This window comes from Acetobacter sp. P1H12_c, from assembly GCF_018811975.1.
GTDB classification, from domain to species: domain Bacteria; phylum Pseudomonadota; class Alphaproteobacteria; order Acetobacterales; family Acetobacteraceae; genus Acetobacter; species Acetobacter persici.
Genome location: NZ_JACRVR010000018.1, coordinates 17,109 through 36,925, shown reverse-complemented (window position 1 = coordinate 36,925; position 19,817 = coordinate 17,109). Strand labels below are relative to the sequence as shown.

21 protein-coding genes are annotated in these 19,817 nt (G+C 59.4%); 16 read left to right on the top strand and 5 right to left on the bottom strand.

What is annotated here, in order from left to right:
• Positions 1–61: 61 nt before the first annotated feature.
• The 10 genes from trbB to KP699_RS10210 are packed head-to-tail and all read left to right on the top strand — an operon-like array spanning position 62 to position 9,503.
• The gene (trbB, locus tag KP699_RS10255; RefSeq protein WP_215762532.1) at positions 62–1,066 is read left to right on the top strand and encodes a P-type conjugative transfer ATPase TrbB; all 1,005 of its coding nucleotides are present in this window, start codon (positions 62–64) and stop codon (positions 1,064–1,066) included.
• Positions 1,063–1,431 carry a TrbC/VirB2 family protein gene (locus tag KP699_RS10250; RefSeq protein ID WP_081434701.1) on the top strand — a complete coding sequence of 123 codons (369 nt, stop codon included), beginning with the start codon at positions 1,063–1,065 and terminating at the stop codon, positions 1,429–1,431. The genes trbB and KP699_RS10250 overlap by 4 nt, the downstream gene beginning before the upstream one ends.
• Positions 1,431–1,706, top strand: a complete 276-nt coding sequence (locus KP699_RS10245) for a VirB3 family type IV secretion system protein (protein ID WP_010516001.1) — start codon at positions 1,431–1,433, stop codon at positions 1,704–1,706. Before KP699_RS10250 ends, KP699_RS10245 begins: the two co-directional genes overlap by 1 nt.
• Before the next feature lie 13 nt (positions 1,707–1,719).
• Positions 1,720–4,164 (top strand): conjugal transfer protein TrbE, encoded by a 2,445-nt coding sequence (trbE, locus tag KP699_RS10240; protein WP_215762531.1) that lies wholly within the window; start codon positions 1,720–1,722, stop codon positions 4,162–4,164.
• Entirely contained in the window at positions 4,161–4,964 is an 804-nt protein-coding gene (trbJ, locus tag KP699_RS10235; protein ID WP_048848466.1) for a P-type conjugative transfer protein TrbJ, read from the top strand. The genes trbE and trbJ overlap by 4 nt, the downstream gene beginning before the upstream one ends.
• Before the next feature lie 5 nt (positions 4,965–4,969).
• Positions 4,970–6,382 carry a P-type conjugative transfer protein TrbL gene (trbL, locus tag KP699_RS10230; RefSeq protein ID WP_215762530.1) on the top strand — a complete coding sequence of 471 codons (1,413 nt, stop codon included), beginning with the start codon at positions 4,970–4,972 and terminating at the stop codon, positions 6,380–6,382.
• A 5-nt stretch (positions 6,383–6,387) separates the two neighbouring features.
• Positions 6,388–7,071 (top strand): conjugal transfer protein TrbF, encoded by a 684-nt coding sequence (gene trbF / locus KP699_RS10225; protein WP_215762529.1) that lies wholly within the window; start codon positions 6,388–6,390, stop codon positions 7,069–7,071.
• A complete protein-coding gene (gene trbG, locus KP699_RS10220; protein WP_215762528.1) occupies positions 7,068–8,069 on the top strand; it encodes a P-type conjugative transfer protein TrbG in 1,002 nt (333 codons plus the stop codon). The genes trbF and trbG overlap by 4 nt, the downstream gene beginning before the upstream one ends.
• Positions 8,066–9,268 (top strand): TrbI/VirB10 family protein, encoded by a 1,203-nt coding sequence (locus tag KP699_RS10215; protein ID WP_215762527.1) that lies wholly within the window; start codon positions 8,066–8,068, stop codon positions 9,266–9,268. The genes trbG and KP699_RS10215 overlap by 4 nt, the downstream gene beginning before the upstream one ends.
• The gene (locus KP699_RS10210; protein ID WP_215762526.1) at positions 9,261–9,503 is read left to right on the top strand and encodes a DUF2274 domain-containing protein; all 243 of its coding nucleotides are present in this window, start codon (positions 9,261–9,263) and stop codon (positions 9,501–9,503) included. Before KP699_RS10215 ends, KP699_RS10210 begins: the two co-directional genes overlap by 8 nt.
• Here KP699_RS10210 and KP699_RS10205 read toward each other — a convergent pair.
• From KP699_RS10205 to KP699_RS10185, 5 genes are all read right to left on the bottom strand, one after another.
• Entirely contained in the window at positions 9,454–10,437 is a 984-nt protein-coding gene (locus KP699_RS10205; protein WP_215762525.1) for a LysR family transcriptional regulator, read from the bottom strand. The genes KP699_RS10210 and KP699_RS10205 overlap by 50 nt on opposite strands.
• Positions 10,438–10,719: 282 nt before the next feature.
• Positions 10,720–13,230 carry a TonB-dependent siderophore receptor gene (locus KP699_RS10200; RefSeq protein WP_215762524.1) on the bottom strand — a complete coding sequence of 837 codons (2,511 nt, stop codon included), beginning with the start codon at positions 13,228–13,230 and terminating at the stop codon, positions 10,720–10,722.
• 276 nt (positions 13,231–13,506) lie between these two features.
• Positions 13,507–14,550, bottom strand: a complete 1,044-nt coding sequence (locus tag KP699_RS10195; protein ID WP_215762523.1) for a FecR family protein — start codon at positions 14,548–14,550, stop codon at positions 13,507–13,509.
• A 31-nt stretch (positions 14,551–14,581) separates the two neighbouring features.
• Positions 14,582–15,088, bottom strand: coding sequence for an RNA polymerase sigma factor (locus KP699_RS10190; protein WP_215762522.1), 507 nt, complete (start codon positions 15,086–15,088; stop codon positions 14,582–14,584).
• Positions 15,085–15,558 (bottom strand): hypothetical protein, encoded by a 474-nt coding sequence (locus tag KP699_RS10185; RefSeq protein ID WP_215762521.1) that lies wholly within the window; start codon positions 15,556–15,558, stop codon positions 15,085–15,087. Before KP699_RS10185 ends, KP699_RS10190 begins: the two co-directional genes overlap by 4 nt.
• On the opposite strand from KP699_RS10185, the gene KP699_RS10180 reads away from it, so the two are divergent.
• The 6 genes from KP699_RS10180 to KP699_RS10155 are packed head-to-tail and all read left to right on the top strand — an operon-like array spanning position 15,557 to position 19,724.
• Positions 15,557–16,804 carry a PepSY domain-containing protein gene (locus tag KP699_RS10180; RefSeq protein WP_215762520.1) on the top strand — a complete coding sequence of 416 codons (1,248 nt, stop codon included), beginning with the start codon at positions 15,557–15,559 and terminating at the stop codon, positions 16,802–16,804. The two genes, KP699_RS10185 and KP699_RS10180, sit on opposite strands and share 2 nt — an antisense overlap.
• Positions 16,801–17,034, top strand: coding sequence for a hypothetical protein (locus KP699_RS10175; RefSeq protein WP_215762519.1), 234 nt, complete (start codon positions 16,801–16,803; stop codon positions 17,032–17,034). Before KP699_RS10180 ends, KP699_RS10175 begins: the two co-directional genes overlap by 4 nt.
• Positions 17,031–17,780 carry a tonB-system energizer ExbB gene (exbB, locus tag KP699_RS10170; protein ID WP_215762518.1) on the top strand — a complete coding sequence of 250 codons (750 nt, stop codon included), beginning with the start codon at positions 17,031–17,033 and terminating at the stop codon, positions 17,778–17,780. Before KP699_RS10175 ends, exbB begins: the two co-directional genes overlap by 4 nt.
• A gap of 5 nt (positions 17,781–17,785) precedes the next feature.
• Positions 17,786–18,283: a TonB system transport protein ExbD gene (gene exbD, locus KP699_RS10165; protein WP_215762517.1), complete on the top strand. Its 498-nt coding sequence runs from the start codon at positions 17,786–17,788 to the stop codon at positions 18,281–18,283.
• Positions 18,284–18,297: 14 nt separating this feature from the next.
• A complete protein-coding gene (locus KP699_RS10160) occupies positions 18,298–19,161 on the top strand; it encodes an energy transducer TonB (RefSeq protein ID WP_215762553.1) in 864 nt (287 codons plus the stop codon).
• A gap of 56 nt (positions 19,162–19,217) precedes the next feature.
• A complete protein-coding gene (locus KP699_RS10155; RefSeq protein ID WP_215762516.1) occupies positions 19,218–19,724 on the top strand; it encodes a Fur family transcriptional regulator in 507 nt (168 codons plus the stop codon).
• The last annotated feature ends 93 nt before the right edge of the window (positions 19,725–19,817 follow it).

Here is a 19,817-nt window from a genome sequence, read left to right as displayed (position 1 = left end):
CTTCTAATAATCCCCGTCGTCGTCCGGGCAGGCCGGATGATCCGTAAAAACGGGGATTCCCATGGCAGTTACACCGATTGAGAGTGGTGCCCGACAGCGTGGGATTTCCATGCTGCGCACAGCGATGGGACCGGCGATTGCGGGGCACCTTGCCGACCCGGCTGTGGTCGAGGTGATGCTCAACCCCGATGGGCGGCTGTGGATCGATCGGCTGTCCGAGGGCATGGCCAACACTGGCGAAACCATCACACCGGCCGATGCCGAGCGCATCGTACGCCTGGTCGCGCACCATGTCGGGGCGGAGGTGCATGACAGTTCCCCGCGTGTCTCGGCGGAACTCCCGACCGGGGAGCGGTTCGAGGGATTGCTCCCGCCCGTTGTGACCGCCCCGAGTTTCGCCATCCGCAAGCCCGCCGTGGCCGTGTTCACCCTCGACGATTATGTCGCCGCCGGAATCATGACGGTGGGGCAGGCGGTATTTCTGCGCCGTGCTGTCGCCGAGCGGAAGAACATCCTCGTCGCTGGCGGCACAAGCACGGGCAAGACGACGCTGGTCAACGCCCTGTTGGCCGAGGTGGCCAAAACCGGCGATCGCGTCGTGCTGATCGAGGATACGCGCGAACTGCAATGCACGGCGTCCAATCTCATCGCCCTGCGGACCCGTGAGGGTGTCATTACGTTGTCAGACCTTGTCCGGTCCGGTCTCCGTCTGCGCCCCGACCGTATCCCGATTGGCGAGGTGCGTGGGGCCGAAGCCCTTGATCTGGTCAAGGCATGGGGCACCGGCCATCCGGGCGGTATCGGCACGCTGCATGCCGGATCGGTGCTCGCTGCCCTGTATCGTCTGGAACAGCTGATCCAGGAAGCCGTGGTCACAGTGCCACGCGCCATGATCGCCGAAACCATCGACGTCATCGCCGTGCTGTCCGGACGCGGCACGGCACGCCGTCTGTCCGAACTGGCGCAAATCGACGGCCTCGATCCCGTGACGGGCGCCTATCGCATCCGCCCGGTCAGCCTCTCGTCTCCAGAAACATCCAGTTCTGACAATGGAGAATCATCATGATGCCGCCTTCACGTCTGCGCGCCATCGTGTGCGCTGTCGCACGTCCTGACCGGCATGTGCCGGATCTTCGCGTGTTCGGAACATCCATGCTGCTGTCACTTGCTTTTGCGTCATCGGCCTGGGCATCGGGATCCAGCATGCCGTGGGAAACGCCCCTGAACGAGATTCTGGAATCCGTGCAGGGGCCGGTCGCCAAGATCATCTCGGTCATCATCATTACCGTGACCGGTCTGACGCTGGCCTTCGGGGAAACATCCGGCGGGTTCCGCCGTCTGATCCAGATTGTCTTTGGACTCAGCATCGCTTTTGCAGCGTCCAGCTTCTTCCTCTCGTTCTTCAGCTTCTCGGGCGGAGCACTGATCTGATGGCGGGATATGACGATGACGCGGTGCCGGGCTTTCATGTCCCGGTGCATCGCTCGCTGACCGACCCGATCCTGCTGGGTGGGGCACCCCGTGCCGTCGCCATCGCCAACGGCACGCTGGCGGCGGCGATCGCCCTCGGTTTACGGCTGTGGCTGATCGGAGCCGCATTCTGGATCGTGGGTCACGGGCTCGCCGTCTGGGGCGCGAAGCGTGATCCGTTCTTCATCGAAGTGGGGCGGCGGCATCTCCGTTATCCCGCCTGGCTGCGGGCATAGGGAGGGCAGGGCGATGATGTCCCTTGGCGAATATCGCAACCGGAATTCCCTGCTGTCTGATTTCCTGCCCTGGGCCGCGCTGGTCGAAAAGGGCGTGGTCCTGAACAAGGACGGTTCCTTCCAGCGCACGGCAAAGATACGCGGCCCCGATCTGGACAGTGCGACACCCGCCGAACTGGTGGGTGTGACAGGACGGCTGAACAATGCCCTGCGTCGCCTTGGCTCCGGCTGGGCGGTGTTCGTGGAGGCGCAACGCGTCCCGGCGACAGTGTATCCCGACAGCGACTTCCCGGATGCCGCTTCGCATATGGTTGATCTGGAACGCCAGGAGCAGTTCGAGGATGAGGGCGCGCATTTCGAGAGCCGGTATTTCCTGACCCTGGTCTGGCTGCCGCCTGCGGAATCATCAGGCCGTGCTGAACGATTTCTCTATGAGGGCCGGGAGCACGATGGGCCGGACCCGCATAGCATATTGAATTCCTTCACCGATCGCTCCGACCGGCTTCTGGCCCTACTGGATGGGTTCATGCCCGAAGCGGCATGGCTGGATGACGGGGAGACGCTGACCTATCTGCACTCCACGATCTCGACGCGGAACCAGCGCGTGCGCGTGCCGGAAATTCCCATGCATCTGGATGCGCTGCTGGTGGACCAGCCGCTCTCGGGCGGTCTGGAGCCGAAACTCGGCGATGCGTATCTGAAAACCCTGACCATCACGGGTTTCCCGAGCCGCACCTTCCCCGGAATTCTGGATGACCTGAACCGTCTGGCCATGCCCTATCGCTGGTCCACCCGTGCCATCCTGCTGGACAAGACGGATGCGACGAAGGTGCTGACCAAGATCCGTCGGCAGTGGTTCGCAAAGCGCAAGAGCATCGCGGCCATTGTCCGGGAAGTCATGACCAACGAGGCCTCGGTGCTGGTGGATAATGACGCCGCCAACAAGGCGGCCGATGCCGATCTCGCGCTCCAGTCGCTGGGCGCGGATGATGTCGGGCAGGCTTACATCACAGCCACGGTCACGGTCTGGGACGGCAGCGCCAGTATCGCGGCGGAAAAATTGCGTCTGGTCGAAAAGATCATCCAGGGTCGCGATTTCACCTGCATGACGGAAAGCCTCAACGCCGTGGAAGCCTGGCTGGGGAGCCTGCCCGGCCATGTCTACGCCAATGTGCGTCAGCCCCCGGTCTCGACCCTGAATCTGGCGCATATGATTCCGCTTTCTGCCGTGTGGGCCGGGCCGGAACAGGATGGGCATTTCAGGGCAGCGCCGCTTTTCTACGGCAGGACGGCGGGTGCCACACCGTTCCGGTTTTCCCTGCATGTCGGCGATGTGGGTCATACGCTGGTCGTAGGACCGACCGGGGAAGGTAAATCCGTGCTGCTGGCGCTCATGGCGCTCCAGTTCCGTCGCTATGCGGGATCGCAGATTTTTGCCTTTGATTTCGGCGGGTCGATGCGGGCCGCGACGCTGGCAATGGGAGGCGATTGGCACGATCTGGGTGAAAACCTGTCGACAAGTGAGGTGAATATTCTCGGGATTGTCCTGCAGCCGCTGGCGCGGATTGATGATCCTGAGGAACGCAAATGGGCCAGTGAATGGCTGGGGCAGATCCTTGCCGGTGAAAGCGTAACGCTCACTCCGGAGGTGAAGTCTCACCTCTGGTCGGCTCTGAACTCCCTGGCGTCATCGCCCAGCCATGAACGGACTCTTTCAGGTCTGGTGGCGTTGCTTCAGTCTAATGCCCTGAAGCAGGCCCTGGCGCCCTACTGTCTCGGCGGACCCTATGGCCGCCTGCTTGATGCCGATGCCGAGCGGCTGGGAGATGCCGATGTGGTGGTGTTCGAGACAGAGGGCCTGATCGGCTCCGGCGCGGCGTCTTCCGTGCTGTCCTATCTGTTTCACCGCATCGAGGGCCGTCTGGATGGCCGTCCGACGCTGCTGGTCATCGATGAGGGCTGGCTGGTGCTGGATGACGGGAACTTCGCCGGTCAACTCCGGGAATGGCTGAAAACCCTGCGCAAGAAGAACGCCAGCGTTATCTTCGCCACACAGTCCCTGTCGGATATTGCCAATTCGCCGATCGCCCCGGCGGTGGTGGAAAGCAGCCCCACGCGGATTTTCCTGCCCAACGAGCGGGCGATCGAGCCGCAGATCATGGCGCTCTATCGTAATTTCGGTCTGAATGACCGGCAGATCGCGATTATCGCGCGTGCGGCGTCCAAGCGGGACTATTACTGCCAGACCCAGCGGGGAAACCGCCTGTTTGAACTGGGGCTCGGGCCTGTCGCACTCGCCCTGTGCGCCGCATCCGGCAAGGACGACCACAGACTGATTGATGCGGTTTTGGTGGAACACGGGCGGGACGGTTTTCTCCCTGCGTGGTTTGACGCGCGTGGCGTGTCATGGGCGGCAGATCTGTTGCGCGACGATCGTGGACCGGAGGGCGTGCCATGACGGAAAAATCTTTACCGTTCTGGACTGAATTTTTCGGTCGTGCGAGCGAAAAACATTTCCGCCCAGGTGTCCTTCTCACTTCTGCAATGCTGGCTGTCGGCGGGGCGTTCTCTCCCTTGCATCCGGCCCATGCCCAGTGGGCTGTGTATGATGGAGCCAACCATGTCCAGAATGTTCTCATTGCGGCACGGACCCTCCAGCAGATCGACAATCAGATCACGTCTCTCGCCAATCAGGCGCAGATGCTGGTCAATCAGGGTCGCAATCTGGCGAGCCTACCGCTTTCGACATTGTCATCGTTGCAATCAACGATTTCCCAGACCACGGCACTCCTCGCGCAGGCGCAGAATATTGCCTACAGCGTCCAGTCCGTCGAGCAGCAATACCAGCAGGCGTACACCTCAATCTCGTCTGGCATGTCCGACAGCGCCCTGTTCAGCCAGGCGCAAACGCGGTGGCAGAATTCCGTCGGTGGGTTTGAGGACGCGCTGAAACTTCAGGCTCGGGTGGTAGGAAACATCCCCAGCGACAGTTCAGCCATGACGCAACTGGTTTCGGCCAGCCAGACATCGACCGGGGCGTTGCAGGCGGCGCAGGCTGGAAACCAGATTCTGGCCCTGCAATCCCGTCAGTTATCCGACATTCAGGCCGAACTCGCCGCCAACGGCCGCGCCACAGCCCTGCAACAGGCGCGCGATGCGGCGACGGAAGCAGAAAGTGAAGCCCAGTATCAGCATTTTTCCCAGCATGACGCCTATGTGCCGGGCACGGTGTCGATGTTCGGCAGCAGCGGGAACTGACCGCCATGGCGATGGGCAATGTGGGCGTTATCGACACCTTCCTGAATACCTTCACCACCACCATCGACAACGGCTTCGGTCTGGTGAAGGGGAATGTGATCTCACTGGCCGGAACACTGTCCGTGCTGGATATGGTACTGGCTGGCCTGTTCTGGGCCTGGGCTGCGGATGAGGACATCATCCAGCGTCTGGTGAAGAAGACGCTGTATATCGGCTTCTTTTCTTTCCTGATCAGCAATTTTTCCAGTCTGTCGAAGACCGTCTTTGACAGTTTTGCGGTCCTTGGCCTGAAAGTCGGTGGCGGCAGTCTGGCTCTCGGAGACTTCCTGCGGCCCGGTCGACTGGCATCCACGGGCTTCGATGCGGCGCAGCCCTTACTGGACTCGGTTCATAATCTCCTTGGTCCTGTGGCCTTCTTTACGAATTTCATCCAGATATTCGTGCTCTGCCTGTCGTGGCTGATCGTGCTGGCGGCGTTCTTCATCCTCGCCGTGCAGCTCTTCGTGGCGCTGATCGAATTCAAGCTGACCACGCTGGCGGGTTTCATCCTGATCCCCTTCGCCCTGTTCAACCGCACGGCTTTCCTTGCCGAGAAGGTGCTGGGCAATGTCGTATCGTCCGGTGTGAAGATCATGGTGCTGGCGGTCATTTCCGCCATCGCGTCGGTTCTGTTCGCCCAGTTCTCAACCTCCTACGGCAGCGACGTTCCCACGATCGGGCAGTCCGTCTCGGTGGTGCTGGCCTCGCTTGCAATTGTCGGCCTGTCCATTTTTGGCGGCAGCATCGCCAACGGGCTGATCTCCGGCGCACCGCAACTTGGGACCGGTGCAGCCGTCGGTACCGGCATGGCGGTGGGTGCCATGGGTGCTGCTGCGGCAGCCGGTGTCGGGGCTGTCGCATCCGGTGGTGCCGCAGCCCTCGGTGCGACCGCTGCTGCCGCTCGGGGCGGGGCCGCGATCGTCGGGGCAGCCACGTCCGCCTATTCGGCTGGTGCTGCTGGCGCATCAGGTGGTGCGGGCAGCATGGCCGCCGGGATCGGAGGTATGGGCCGGGCCGTCGGCGGGAACGTCGCGAATGCCGTCAAAGGGGCGGCCTCACGTGCCGGTTCATCGCTCAAGGAAAGCTATGCCGCCGGTGGACGCTGGGCCGCGCGCGGGATGGGGGAGGGGGGCGAAGGCGGCGAAGGCGGAGCCGGGGGTAGTGGACCGGCACCTTCTGGAGGCGGTGGCCCGGCTGGAGGAGGTGATGGCGGTGGAAACGGCGGTCCTTCTGGTGGCGGCTCCGGCGAACCGCCCCGCTGGGCGCAAAAGATGAAGCGCCGCAATGCCGCAGCCCATGCCGCCGAGGCCGCCCATGTCATCCGCTCCGCCGACGGCGGGGGCGGATCTTCCTCCATCGATCTGTCGGAAAAGGAATGAGGACGATGTTCCGCCGCTCGACCACACGCTACGGGACCACGCCCGAACCCGTGACACCGTATCAAAAGGCAGCGCAGGCGTGGGATGAACGGATCGGCTCTGCCCGTATCCAGGCCCGCAACTGGCGGCTGATGGCCTTTGGCAGCCTGTTTCTGTCAGTGGGGCTCGGGGCCGGGCTGGTCTGGCAGTCCGCGCGCGGCACCATCACGCCGTGGGTGGTGCAGGTGGACCGGCTGGGACAGACGCAGGTTGTAGCCCCCGCGACAGCAGGCTATATGCCCGCCGATCCCCAGATCGCCTGGTATCTGACGCAGTTTATTGGTGATGTCCGTGGCCTGTCGTCGGACCCCGTGGTGGTCCGGCAGAACTGGCTTCGTGCCTATGATTTCACCACCACGTCCGGTGCGCAGGCGCTCAATGACTATGCCCGCCTCAACGATCCGTTCTCGCGCATCGGGCACGAGCAGGTCGAGGTGGACATCGCCTCGGTCATCCGGGCCTCGCCCGGCAGCTTCCGCGTGGCCTGGACCGAGCGCCATTACCGCGACGGTGCATTCACCGGCACCGAGCGCTGGACCGCGATCGTCTCGGTCGTTCTGCGCACGCCGCGTGATGCCGATCACCTGCGGAAAAACCCTCTGGGTATTTACGTCTCCGCCATCAACTGGTCGAAGGAGCTGGGCCAATGATCCGTCGCGCTTTTCGTGTCCTGCCGCTGCTGATCCTGCCTCTGGCTGGCTGCGCGCAGCATTACCACCCGCCGGTCATCCGCTATGATGACGCTGTTCAGGCGACACGTCTGCCGGATCCACCGAAACCGGTGCGGGTGGTGGAGGTGCCACAGCCACTTCCCCTGCCGGGCCAGCTCAAGCCGTTGCCCCCACGACGCATCATACATCCGGCCCCCGAAGTTGCCGATCCGACCACGCGTGTAACACAGGCCAATCTGGCGGCGCGCATTCAGCCCACGCGAGCCGGGTTCATCAATGCGGTGCAGGTCTATCCTTATTCCCCCGGTGCTCTCTATCAGGTCTACACCTCGCCCGGCGAGATCACCGACATTATGCTCCAGCAGGGTGAAAAGCTGGTGGGAACCGGACCCGTGGCGGCAGGTGATACGGTGCGCTGGATCATCGGTGATACCGAAAGCGGGGCAGGGGCGACAAAACGCATCCATATCCTGGTCAAACCGACGCGGCCGGACCTCACCACCAACCTGATCGTCAACACCGACCGGCGGACCTATCTCGCGGAACTACGTTCTACACCGGCTACCTACATGGCGTCGGTGTCGTGGGATTATCCCGAGAATGATTTGATCGCCCTGCACCGGCAGAACGATGAGGCCGATGACGCTAGCCCAGTGGACACGGGGCTGGACCTGAACGCGCTGAATTTCCGTTATGCCATCCAGCCTGTGAAAGGCGGCACGCCGCCCTGGCTGCCCGGCCGGGCGTTCGATGATGGTCACAAGGTCTATATCGCCTTCCCGTCCGGGATCGGGCAGGGCGAACTGCCGCCGCTTTTTGTGCTGGGGGCGGATGGCGGGCCGGAACTGGTCAATTATCGGGTCCGGCAGAGCTGGATGATCGTGGATCGCCTGTTCGCGGCGGCCGAATTGCGGCTCGGGGATAAACACAGCGAGCAGCGGGTGCGCATCGTCCGTACCGACGGACGGCGGACATGACCGGGCAGGCGCCGACAGTGGGCGAAAATCCAGCAGATCCGGCCACAGGGGGAAATTCCGCAGCATCACCACCGCCAGATCTGCGCCTGCGGTCGGAACGACCGCGTGTGGTTCGTCTTAACCGCACCGTGGTCTGGGCGCTCGGTGGAGTAGGGATGCTCGCCATTGGTCTGGCTCTTGGCTACGCGCTGGAGAACAGCAGCCACAAAGCGCCACTCGCCGCCAGCCAGGACACGGATGTGCGTCCGTCCGCCGATGGGCTGGCGGGGCTGCCCTCGGACTATGTCGGCAATGGCGTCCCGAAGCTCGGTCCCGCGCTGCCCGGCGATCTGGGACACACCATCCTGAAGGCACAGGGGCAGGGGAAAGCCGCATCCGGCGGGGAGGACCGGCGGGCCGCGCAGGAGGTCGAAGCGGCGATTGCCAGCCGGCTGTTCGTGCAGACGGGGGAACGTGACCGCGCCGGCGAACAGACGATGCCGCCCGCGTCGGGCGCTCCTGCCTCTCAGGGACCAGCGGCCTCTGCGGCCGACGCCCAATCTGGCAACCGTGCCTTTCTGGCGGGCCAGCCGGACCGCATGACTGTCAGCCCGGATCGTATCATGCCGCCTGCGTCCCCCTATATCCTTCAGGCGGGGACGGTGATCGCTGGCGCGCTCAACACGAAAATCAGCTCCGACCTGCCAGGCCAGATTACCGGCCATGTGACCCAGAACGTCTATGACAGCCCGACCGGGCGCTATCTCCTGATCCCGCAGGGCAGCACCCTGTTCGGAGCCTATAACAGTAGCGTCTCCTTCGGGCAGCAGCGCACCCAGATCATCTGGACCCGGCTCATTTTCCCGAACGGGGAAAGCCTGGTGCTGGAAAAACTCCCCGGCGGCGACGCCATCGGCCAGTCCGGTCTGTCTGACGAGGTGAACAATCACTGGGGCCAGCTTTTCAAAGCCGCTCTGGTCACCACCCTGCTCAGCGTGGGGTCAGAGGCGGGAACCAGCCTGAGCGAAAACAATCTGGCCCAGGCGATCCGCTCCGGCGCCAGCAACGGCTTTTCTATGGTCGGCAACCGCCTGATCGATCGCAGCCTGAACGTCCAGCCCACCCTGACCGACAGGCCGGGACTACCCTTCACCGTCATCCTGAATCGGGATCTGGTCGTCCGACCATGGCATGTAAAAGGAGAAACCGATCATGAGTGATCTGAAAATCAGTGCTCTCCCCGATGAAAAACCGGTTCGGCTTACAATTGATCTGCCCGCATCTGTGCATCGTGATCTTCTGGCTTATGCGGACGCCATGAACGCCCTGCACCAGCAGAGTGTCACGCCACAGAAATTGATAGCCCCAATGATCGAGAAATTCATCCTCTCCGACAGGGCTTTTCTCAGGTGGCGTCAGAAGCGTTCGGGGGATTTACCGTCCTCACCAGTTTAAGAAGCGTCTGGAGCGCTGGGTTGTGGTTCTGGCGTGACCACAGGGCATGAAATGTCAGGGTGATGGGATCACCTGCAAGAGGACGTAGGCGCACGCCCGGAACCGACAGGCTTGTTGTGGCGGCGGAGGTGAGGGCCACTGCCCGGCGGCGCACGACATCGGCCAGCAGGGTGTCTCGTCCAACCACCATGTGTTCGATCCGGGGTGGTGCGCCATGTTGTTCGAGATAGGGAAGGGCCTGCGCCATCAGCCACGATCCCATGCCTTCCCGGCGAACCAAAAAGGTATGATCCGCAAGATCATTCCATGTCACGGCTTCCTGCATCGCCACGGGGTCATGCTCCGAAAGCGCCGCCATCATGGTTTCGGTCCATAATGGCATGACGCACAGGATATCATGGGCCAGTGTCCGACGTGGCGGAACGTCAGGGGTAAAGGCAATATCGATTTCGCGTCGTCGCAGTCCGGAGATCAGCAGATCAGGGGCGAATTCGCCCGACATCAGCCGAACATAAGGCGAATGTCTTACGAAACGATCGAGGATATTGCGCAGAAAACCTCCCGCGCTTGAAGACTGGACACCGACCATAAGCCTGCTTTCAGTGGTGACTGGAAGCAGGCGGGTGGGACGGAGTGCCTGGTCAATCAGACTGACGGCTTCATTGATGACGGAGAGAAACTGCTGTCCCTCGTAGGTGACATGCACGCCGTTGCGGCGTTCAAACAGGCGGAAACCGATAATATCTTCAAGAGTGCCGATCCGATTGCTGATAGAAGATTGTGAAATCTGTAAGGTTTCACCGGCCTTTCGAAAATTACGGTGTTCCGCCACGGCGAGAGCCTCAACCAGTGAGGTAAGGGATATCTGGCCGCTGACGATCAGGCGGAAGAGCATGTTCCTGTCGTTCTGCGCATCATTCTGGTGTGATCCCACAGGACGTGTCTCCGAACAGGTTTCTCCAGTTTCGCGAAAGTTTTTGGGGCGGGGAGCGCATCCTGCGCCTGTTGCCGTGTAACCTTACGGGTCTTGCACAGGAGCGTCCCACGAGTTTGGCATGGATGGCCCCTCGGATCTTGCCGGGGATAACCCATGATTGTTGCATGGGATGCCTCTCGGAAGTTGCAGCGATGCTGCCCCTCGACTTTGGCATCGAGACGAGGGGCAATGCGTTGATTTTAAATAAGGAAAGTCGGTGTAGTTTCGGGCCGGGAAATTTCACCAATTGTAGGTCAAGTTTCCGTACAGTCGGCGACCTTGGCCCACGTAACAAAATTCTCCATCACAGCTCGTTAAGTAATATTTATTTGTTAAGTTGGACACAGCAAGTTGCGCCTTCAAGCCTTTCAAGGCTGGCGTCATTTGCCCAAAGTCGTAGTGCGCTCCGATATCAAATAAAATATAAGATGGCGTCTTAAATGATTCGACGTTGTCTACATAACTGTATCCAACATACCTCATTCCCCAATTAATACCAAGTCCTTTTGCGATTTTTGCCGGTAATGTATAATCTGCAAATATCGAAAACATATTCCGGGGCATGTAGGGGACCACCTTGCCGGATTCTGATACCGCGCTCCCGTAGCTATTCCCCGAAAAGTCGACACGTTGTGCGGTCTCGTTAGTCTTCGCGAAGCGCAAGTCGGTATACGTGTATGATGCGACGACTCTTAGGTCACGAGTAACATTAGCATTCGCTGATACCTCAAAACCCTGAGATCTTACTCTTCCACCGTCGGTACTGAATCCCGAATGTTCCAGATCACTTATAAGATAATGATTTTCGTCAATATGAAACGCGGCGGCTGTAATAAGAATATCTTTGTTTGGAACTTTATATTTCAGTCCAGCTTCGAATTGTTTTCCTGTCAGCGGAGAAAATGGCTGTCCTAAATAATTTGTCGATCCATTTTGTGGTATAAATGATGTAGCGTAACTAAAATACGGAGAGAGACCGAATTTTGTATTATATATTAATCCAGCCCGCCATGTGAAAGCATGCTGAGGAGCAGGAGATTTGAAGTTATCCGTTATTTTTAAGATATGGTCTTTATTTATATTGCTTACGCTATATCTTTTATTATCATAACTAACCCAATCTTCTCTTCCCCCAAGAAGTATAGAAAGATCTTTCCATTTTATTTGATCTTGAAAATAAACACCTTCTTGGAAATAGTTATATGGCCCCATACTTCCGGAGACACGACATGCAGCAGAATGGATGTCGAGGCACACTGCCGTATCAGTCCCTGGATTGTATATGCTTTGAGTATAGGTTTTCGTGAAGTCGTACAGTGCATTTTGCGTATATTCCAACTGCCTGAAATCAGATCCAACTACCCACGTATGTTGAACTGGGCCCGTCGAAAACTTTCCAAATACGCGCGAATCAAGGCCTATCGTTTTGGAACGATTCAAAATAGACCATGGCCTGACTCTTTCTTCATCCGAACTCACTAAGGAGCTAGTATAAACGTTGTCCGTATTGCTTTGAGAATCTTCATATCTGAAAACCTGTGAAAATGAAATAAACTTATTGAATTTATGATTAAACGTAAATTCGAACATCCCTTCTTTCGATCCTTGGCGATTAAAGCTTTTGTACCCAGTAAATGTGCTCCGTGGGATACGCGGGCAATCGCGATTTTGTATTAGCGTGCCGCAGGTTGTGTATTGTAGATAATTTGTACCGTTTCCCGGGGTGTACATATACATTCCGAGCAACGAAAGGGATGTCTTGGAGTCTATATCCCAAGTAAGTGACGGGAGAACTCCAACGCGGTGGTAATCGATATGATCGACCTGAGTTCCAGAGGTGACTCCTATCGCCGCGACACGATAGCGTAGCTTACCGTCTTTCGTTATTTTATCACTTACATCGGCGGTAGCCTCGTAGCGTCCCCAACTCCCGAAACCAACAGAAATTTGACGAAGAGGGGTATCTGTTGGTTTTTTAAGACTAATACCAATCATACCACCTGGATTAGTTTGCCCATACATCACGGAAGCAGGTCCATTAATGGCTTCAATTCGCTCGATAAAGGCTGTTTCTCCCGAGCTGGCGCTATTGAGTTGCAAACCATCAACAAATGAACTTGAACTGAATCCGCGCTGCATTACGCCGCTTGGATGTCCTGTATTGGCGCTGCCATTTTGATAATTCCCATACATTTCTGAGTACACCCCAGGTGTATAGCGCAATGCTTCAACCACGTTTTGTGGTTGCTGATCTTGCATTAGCTGCTTAGTCACTACGTAAATAGAATTTGGAATTTCAATAAGTGGAGTATCCGTCTTGGTTCCTGCCATCGTGGTCGTGGCAACATACCCGACGCCAGGCCCGGTAGGATCTTGATGGGTGACTGTCCCCCCTACGCGAACAGGGCCAAGCGTGATATTGGCTGCTGCTTTTTGAACAATAATGATATTTCCACTTGTCCGGGGGCTTAGGCCAGTGCCACCGAGCAGGACATTCATAGCAGCGGTAGGTGTCATAGTACCGCTGATACCCGGTGAACGTACATTACGTGTCAATTCACCGGCCGCGACGGTCTGGACATGCGTGATCTTTGAAAAAGCGGCGAGTGCTCCATCCAGCGATTGTGCCGGAATGGAAAAAGAAAAAGTTTGTTCGGTGGGGCTGACGGTAGCTGCTGCTTTGGCTTGCCCGATGCTGGCGACAATGCCGACCGAGCAGCAAAGAGACGTTGTTAGCAGTAGTCGCGCCATTCCGCATCGCGAGGGGAGGCATCTGGAGTGTATATGAAGTCCGCTCACCTGTTCTGGTTCCCTGTCATCTTCCGGGAATGCTTTCTGATATGAGAAGCATTCTCACTTGCATCTTGTTTGTGAAGACGACGGAACTGGGCACTTTCGGAAAATTTTTATGAATTTATTTTTTGCGATGTGAAAAAGAGTGCTGTCTGAGAGGTCTGGCCGGTATCAGAAACGGTATTTGCTCTTTGGATCAGGTCACCGCTGATCGTGTCAAAGCTGGATGAAGGATCAGTAGAGGACGGTCAGATAACGCGTGAAGCGTAGAATCCTGAGTCCAAAGGCCTCGTGAAGGGCGTTTAGGGCTGTGTCTTCCTGACCGATGACGAACGTGCCGGAAACGGGCCTGTTACGCCCCTGAAGGCTGGCGAGCACGAGCTTCGTGGTGCCATACCGGTTGAGTTCCGCTACGACTTCCACAAGCGGCTTCTGACGGAAAACGAGGTTCCCCTTGCGCCATGCGCCAATGTCATCAGGATCAACAGCCTGTATGCCACCAAGACCGCCTGTGTCGTAGGATATATCCTGTCCTGCCGTTAGCCTGACGTGATCGGGGGGAGGGGGGCCATAGGCAACGTCAACCATACCTTCTTCCACGGCGACGTTTGTCTGTCCTTCCAGATATCTGAGATCGAAGCGCGTGCCGACATCGGTCACTCGGCCTTTGCCGGCAAGAACGTAGAACGGGTGCGCGCTATCATGGTGAACGGAGAACCATACCTCTCCATGGAGTAGGGCGAGGCCTCGTCCATGTGTGTCAGGCAGGATCTTCAGGGCGCTATTCGGGCTGAGCGTTGCAACAGACCCATCCGCCAATGTCACCGTTTTCTGTTCGCCTTGGCCAGATCGGTAATCCGCCTGAAGCCAGTCACTCCACCCGCTGGACAGCATAGCGATGCAGGCGACGGCCAGACCAAGGCTGCCTAACGCCAGGGCCGAACGGCGTGAACTTCGGGGGCGTTGGATGGTGCTGCGCGCGGGCACAGGTGGTTTTTGTGCAAGCGTTATCCTGATGTCCGATGCAAAAGTCTGGATGTCTTCCCAGGCCGCCTCATGGTCAGGGCTCTGTGCACACCATTTACGAAAAGCATCCCGATCTGCCTCGGTGACATTGTCCCCTTGCAAACGATGATACCAGGCATTGGCCGCATCAAATGCGTCACCTGACGGTTCATTCCTGTTCTGCACGTTCAGATATCCAGCCGCCCAGAAGGCGGACATGCTGTCTCGTTTATTGTTTCCGCAGGTGTAACAGGCGACAGGTCGGGATACCATGATCCTGTTTGCGGTGACGCGTAAATGACTGTCACTGATGGTCGCGGGCGTACTGGCGGCAGGCTTTCATGGCGTCACGAAGATGATATTCCACACGGCGCAGGTCCATCCCTTTTTCTTCCGCGATCTGACGGTAACTGCGTCCCTCGAGATGGAAGCGGATGAAGATGTCACGTGTTTCGTCGGGGAGAGCGGCGATTGCTTCCCGCAGAATGGCCCTGCGCTGCTTTTCAGCATGCTGGACCTCGGCATCGGGAACGGGGCAGGGTAGGTCTGGCGCTACACCTCCTCCATCCCGGTTGCGTTCACGTCTGATCCGACGGTTATAATCCAGCATGATGTTGGATGCCGTGGTGAAGAGGAGATGTCCCGGGTTATTGACGGCCTCAGGTTCAGCCAGCCGACTGAGCCGCATGAACGCATCCTGCACCACGTCCGCAGCCTGTTCCGGATCCGCACATTTCCTCCTGGCAAGCGCCTCGACCTTCCGTTGTTCAGATCGGAAAAGCGTTGTCAGAAGTGTGCTCCAGGACGTCACGTGCTTGGTCCATTCATGTCATCGGTCATGACGGGTTGGGGTTGATCCGTAGAGACGGGCAGCATGTCAATGCGATTCATGTCTGTAACGCAAATGAGAAAAAGTCGCAATATTTTCACATTCCACAGTGCCGCCGGAAATGGCCGTCGCTTGGGATAAACCAGAATGTCTGGGTGCTGTGGAACGGAGCGGCAAGCGACATGATCCGCTTTGTTCGATGAAGTGACAGGCAGGCGTTTCAATATGTTATCTGAAAAAATTTCAGGGCTCCGAGAAAAAAGCCGCTTTTTGATCGTCTTTGTTAGGTGAGGGAATTGTCGCGGACCGTTTGTGATCAGCCGGTCATCAGCGAAATATTCCCGATTTCCGACGCATGCGAAGGCGCGTAGATGTAATGGAACCGGCAGAATTTTACGCAAAACAGAGTTGCGACTCACTCTTACACGCATTTGTGAGCGCGTGGTTTTCATGACCACCCGCACCCTGCGTCGCTGGTTCGTGGTCCATAAATGGACGAGCCTGGTCTGCACCCTGTTTCTGCTGATCGTATGCGTGACCGGCCTGCCGCTGCTGTTTTCCGAACAGATCTGGGACACGTTCGTTGGCGACGATGATCCACCCTATGAAGTTCTGCCGCCGGGAACGCCGAACGCCAGTCTGGACGTCATTGTGGAGAAGGCGCGTGCGCTCTATCCCGGCCAGATCATCACCAACGTCAATCCGGATGACGATGAACCGGCGGTGCTGGTCTCCATGGCTCCAAGCTGGCAGGCCCTGAAGGACGACGAGAATTACCCCGACCGTCATTCGGGCCACTGGATCAAGTTCGATGCCCGCACAGCCAAGGTGCTGGAGCAGTCGCGCCCGGCAGATGCCCCGAAGGAGCCGCGCACCTGGACCGGCATCATCATGGGCATCTGCAACCAGCTTCATACCAGTCTGTTCGCAGGACTGACAGGTCGCCTGTTCCTTGGAGCCATGGGCGGCGTCTTCGTGGCGTCGCTGGTGTCCGGGATAGTGCTGTATGGCCGCTTCATGAAGCGGCTGCCGTTCGGTTCGGTCAGGAGGGATCGGGCCAAACGCCTGACCTGGCTGGACCTGCACAACCTGCTGGGAGCAGCTACACTGGTCTGGGCAACGGTGGTGGGCTTTACCGGGCTGGTCAATGAACTCCAGACACCGCTGTTCGGCCTGTGGCGCGTGACCGATGTGCGGCAGATTTTGCGGCCCTATGCCAACCTGCCTGTGCCGTCGCAGGACCATCTGTCCTCCGTGCAGGCCGCGTTCGACACGGCGGCAAAAGCCGCTCCCGGCAATGAGGTGACCGGTCTGTCTTTCCCAGGTGCCTCCTTCGGCAGCCCGGTGCATTATGTGCTCTGGACCCGTGGTGCGACGCCACTGCGGGCGCGTCTGTTCACCCCGGTTCTGGTTGATGCCCGCACGGGCGAGCTGACCGGGGCGTATCCGATGCCGTGGTATCTACGCTTTTTGGAAATATCCCGTCCTTTGCATTTCGGCGATTACGGCGGTATGCCGCTGCGTATCCTGTGGGCGCTACTCGATGTGGTGGTGATCGGCGTGCTGGTCAGCGGTCTGGTGCTGTGGGCCGGTAAACGCAGGACCGCCACCGACGCCCGGCTGCGGGCGCTGGGATATGAACTGGATGACGTAGACGATACGGCTGTTCCTGCCCTGACGGCGGAGACGGTTCGATGAACGCCGTCTCTCCCTCGCCAAATGTGACCTCGCGTGCTCCGGTTGCTGTCTGGCCGTGGCCGATCGCGCTGGGTCTGCTCACCATCTTCGGCCTGCTCTCCGCCCTGCTGGGCCAGCACGGTATCTGGCTGGCCCTGTCGTGGGCGGCCCTTTCCATTCCCCTCATTGTGACTGTCGTCTGCCTGATCCGGGCATGGAGCCGACCGTCTTCCAAAGGAGGTCTCTCATGACCGATCTTGCCCCGATTTCCTTCTCCCCCTGGGACATGTTCCTCAACGCCGGCCCGGTCGTCCGCTGCGTGATGATCCTGCTCGCCGTGGCCAGTCTGCTGACCTGGACCATCTTCATCGCGAAGTCGGTCGAGCTGTTGCGCGTGCGGGTAAAGCTGACAAAAGCAGAGAAAGCACTGGAAGAGGCCAACACACTGGATCTGGGGGAAGAGTGGACGCGTGACATGTCCTCCATCGCTTACACACTGGTCATGGCCGCCGAGACAGAACGCAAACGCTCTCAGGACATTCCCGACGATAGCGAGGGGCTGAAGGAGCGTGTTGTCCTGCATCTCGGGCGGCTGGAAGCCGCCGAGGGCCGCAGGCTCATGCGCGGCACCGGTGTGCTGGCCACCATTGGCGCAACATCGCCCTTTATCGGTCTGTTCGGCACGGTCTGGGGAATCATGACATCCTTTACCGGCATCGCTGCCAGCAAGGCGACCAGCCTCGCCGTGGTCGCTCCCGGCATTGCCGAAGCCCTGCTCGCCACGGCTCTCGGTCTTGTGGCCGCCATCCCGGCCGTGGTGATCTACAACCATCTCGCGCGCCAGACGGCGTCCTGCCGCGCGCAGGTGGCTGATCTGACCTCACTGGTTATGCGTCTCGTCTCGCGCGATCTCGGCCGCATGCAGGCGCTGACGGCCAGCGGGCAGGTGGTGCGGCTTGGCGCATCGCGCGATAGCCGCACGGTGGCTGGGGAGTAATCAGCATGATCCGCATCCGCCACACCGATGAGAGCCCTCATGAGGCGAGCGAGATCAATGTCACGCCGTTCATCGACGTGATGCTGGTGCTGCTGGTGATCTTCATGGTCACAGCGCCGCTCACCACGGTGAACGTGCCGGTGGACCTGCCGTCCTCGACGGAGAAGCCGACACCGCGCCCGGATGATCCGGTGTTCCTGACGGTGAAAGCCGATCATGGTCTGGCGCTGGGAGAGGACGATATTTCTGCCGATGCGCTTCCCGGCGCGCTGGAAACTGCGACCAAAGGCAACAAGGACGAGCGCATCTTCCTGCGGGCCGACAAGACGGTCGATTACGGCACGCTGATGGGCGTGATGGATAAGCTGCGCTCTGCTGGCTATCTCAAGGTCGCGCTGGTCAATCTGCAGGGGCAGGAGGAGGGCAGCGAGGCGGGTTCAACGCCAGTACCAACCGGTGGCAATGTCGCTCCCGCTGCGCCCGCATCCGGAGCGACACCGTGAGCGATGCGATGAACATGGCGAATACGGCGGTTTCTACTGGCGTGGCTCAGGATACGGTCCAGCCGTCTTTCTCCGACTGGCAGAGAGGACAGGAGCAGTTAGCTCGGCGTGAGGACGCCTTGCGCTGGGGCCTGTCTTTCCTCGCCGTGCTGGCGGTCGGTGGCGGGGCGATCTGGTGGATCATGCGCCTGCCGCCCCCACCGATGGCCGTGCCCGAACCACCGCCTGCGGCCATCGCCATCGATATGGCGCCGGAACCGGTTTCGACACCGACGCCACCCACGGATCTTCCGCCGGGACCACAGCAGACCCAGTCCATTCCCGATCCGGCCCCGGTTGAACCACCCAAGATCACCGCACCGCCATCACCCGCACCCAATCCGCCGATCCCGGTGCCCAAGCCCGAGAAGCCCAAGAAACTGGTGAAGAAGCACAAGCCGGTGCCGATGCTCAAAAAGCCGATCCCGGACAAGACGCCACCGGCAGAGGCGACAACCGCGCCGCCATCCTCGGAAGCGCCACCAGCACCAACGCAGGCAGCCCCGGCACCAGGTGCCTCGTCGTCAAAGGCATCTCACGATCCGGTCACCTGGCAGGGCGCGCTGCTGGCGCAGCTTGAAAAGTTCAAGCGTTATCCATCCGACGCCATGGCTGATCATCAGGAAGGCGTGCCGACTGTGACGTTCTCCATGGACCGCAAAGGCCATGTGCTCTCGGTCACGCTTGCCAGCAGTTCCGGCCATCCACTGCTGGACCAGGAAGCGGTGGAGCTCCCCAAACGTGCCCAGCCTCTACCCATCCCGCCGGACAGTGTCGCGGGAGACCGCATCACCCTGACGGTCCCCGTCGAGTTCTACATCCATGCCGGTGAGAACTGAGGTTTTCGCCGTTCTCGCTCCCATTCCCTTTCTCTGATCGTGACAGGATCAAGACCATGCCCGCTTTCTCCGAACACCGCCGTTCACCACCCGCCCTGAACCAGATCCGCCCCGGCATGGGCGCCAGCCGCAGCGCCGTGCGCAGGCTGGAGGAACGCAGCGAGGAGGTCGGCATCAAGATGACCGATCTGCGGCGCATCCTCTTCCATGGCATTCTGGAAGCCGGACCACGGGCGACAGCGGTCGAAATCTGGAAAACGCTGGGCCGGATACTGGAGCATGGTCACGCGCCGTCACAAGGGTCGATCCAGCGCAATCTGAATCTTTTTGTCGAGCGCGCCATCCTGCGCCGTGATGTCACACCGGATCGGCTCTGGCGCTACAGCGTGGCGCCTGAACCCAGAGCCGTCCTTGCCATCACCTTCGTGGAAGCGGGGACAGGTCGGAAGATCGCCTGCAACGCGCCGGAAGTTGCGACCTTGCTGCGCCGGGTGGCCGCCGAGCATGGACTGGCCGTGCAGGGCGCGGCCATCACGGTCACATCGTCAGTGGGCATGTCATGACGACAGAATAGGGAGGCGGAAAACTTTTTTCGCCTTTCCTTTGAAAAAATGCCTGCATCGATCGTCTTATAGAGTGAGCCCTCCCGCAGGGAC

What these genes read in the sequence shown, in the direction of transcription:
- trbB (WP_215762532.1), top strand. Translation starts at nt 62, where the DNA reads ATGGCAGTTACACCGATTGAGAGTGGTGCCCGACAGCGTGGGATTTCC.
- KP699_RS10250 (WP_081434701.1), top strand. Translation starts at nt 1,063, where the DNA reads ATGATGCCGCCTTCACGTCTGCGCGCCATCGTGTGCGCTGTCGCACGT.
- KP699_RS10245 (WP_010516001.1), top strand. Translation starts at nt 1,431, where the DNA reads ATGGCGGGATATGACGATGACGCGGTGCCGGGCTTTCATGTCCCGGTG.
- trbE (WP_215762531.1), top strand. Translation starts at nt 1,720, where the DNA reads ATGATGTCCCTTGGCGAATATCGCAACCGGAATTCCCTGCTGTCTGAT.
- trbJ (WP_048848466.1), top strand. Translation starts at nt 4,161, where the DNA reads ATGACGGAAAAATCTTTACCGTTCTGGACTGAATTTTTCGGTCGTGCG.
- trbL (WP_215762530.1), top strand. Translation starts at nt 4,970, where the DNA reads ATGGCGATGGGCAATGTGGGCGTTATCGACACCTTCCTGAATACCTTC.
- trbF (WP_215762529.1), top strand. Translation starts at nt 6,388, where the DNA reads ATGTTCCGCCGCTCGACCACACGCTACGGGACCACGCCCGAACCCGTG.
- trbG (WP_215762528.1), top strand. Translation starts at nt 7,068, where the DNA reads ATGATCCGTCGCGCTTTTCGTGTCCTGCCGCTGCTGATCCTGCCTCTG.
- KP699_RS10215 (WP_215762527.1), top strand. Translation starts at nt 8,066, where the DNA reads ATGACCGGGCAGGCGCCGACAGTGGGCGAAAATCCAGCAGATCCGGCC.
- KP699_RS10210 (WP_215762526.1), top strand. Translation starts at nt 9,261, where the DNA reads ATGAGTGATCTGAAAATCAGTGCTCTCCCCGATGAAAAACCGGTTCGG.
- KP699_RS10200 (WP_215762524.1), bottom strand. Translation starts at nt 13,230, where the DNA reads ATGGCGCGACTACTGCTAACAACGTCTCTTTGCTGCTCGGTCGGCATT.
- KP699_RS10195 (WP_215762523.1), bottom strand. Translation starts at nt 14,550, where the DNA reads ATGGTATCCCGACCTGTCGCCTGTTACACCTGCGGAAACAATAAACGA.
- KP699_RS10180 (WP_215762520.1), top strand. Translation starts at nt 15,557, where the DNA reads ATGACCACCCGCACCCTGCGTCGCTGGTTCGTGGTCCATAAATGGACG.
- KP699_RS10185 (WP_215762521.1), bottom strand. Translation starts at nt 15,558, where the DNA reads ATGAAAACCACGCGCTCACAAATGCGTGTAAGAGTGAGTCGCAACTCT.
- KP699_RS10175 (WP_215762519.1), top strand. Translation starts at nt 16,801, where the DNA reads ATGAACGCCGTCTCTCCCTCGCCAAATGTGACCTCGCGTGCTCCGGTT.
- exbB (WP_215762518.1), top strand. Translation starts at nt 17,031, where the DNA reads ATGACCGATCTTGCCCCGATTTCCTTCTCCCCCTGGGACATGTTCCTC.
- exbD (WP_215762517.1), top strand. Translation starts at nt 17,786, where the DNA reads ATGATCCGCATCCGCCACACCGATGAGAGCCCTCATGAGGCGAGCGAG.
- KP699_RS10160 (WP_215762553.1), top strand. Translation starts at nt 18,298, where the DNA reads ATGGCGAATACGGCGGTTTCTACTGGCGTGGCTCAGGATACGGTCCAG.
- KP699_RS10155 (WP_215762516.1), top strand. Translation starts at nt 19,218, where the DNA reads ATGCCCGCTTTCTCCGAACACCGCCGTTCACCACCCGCCCTGAACCAG.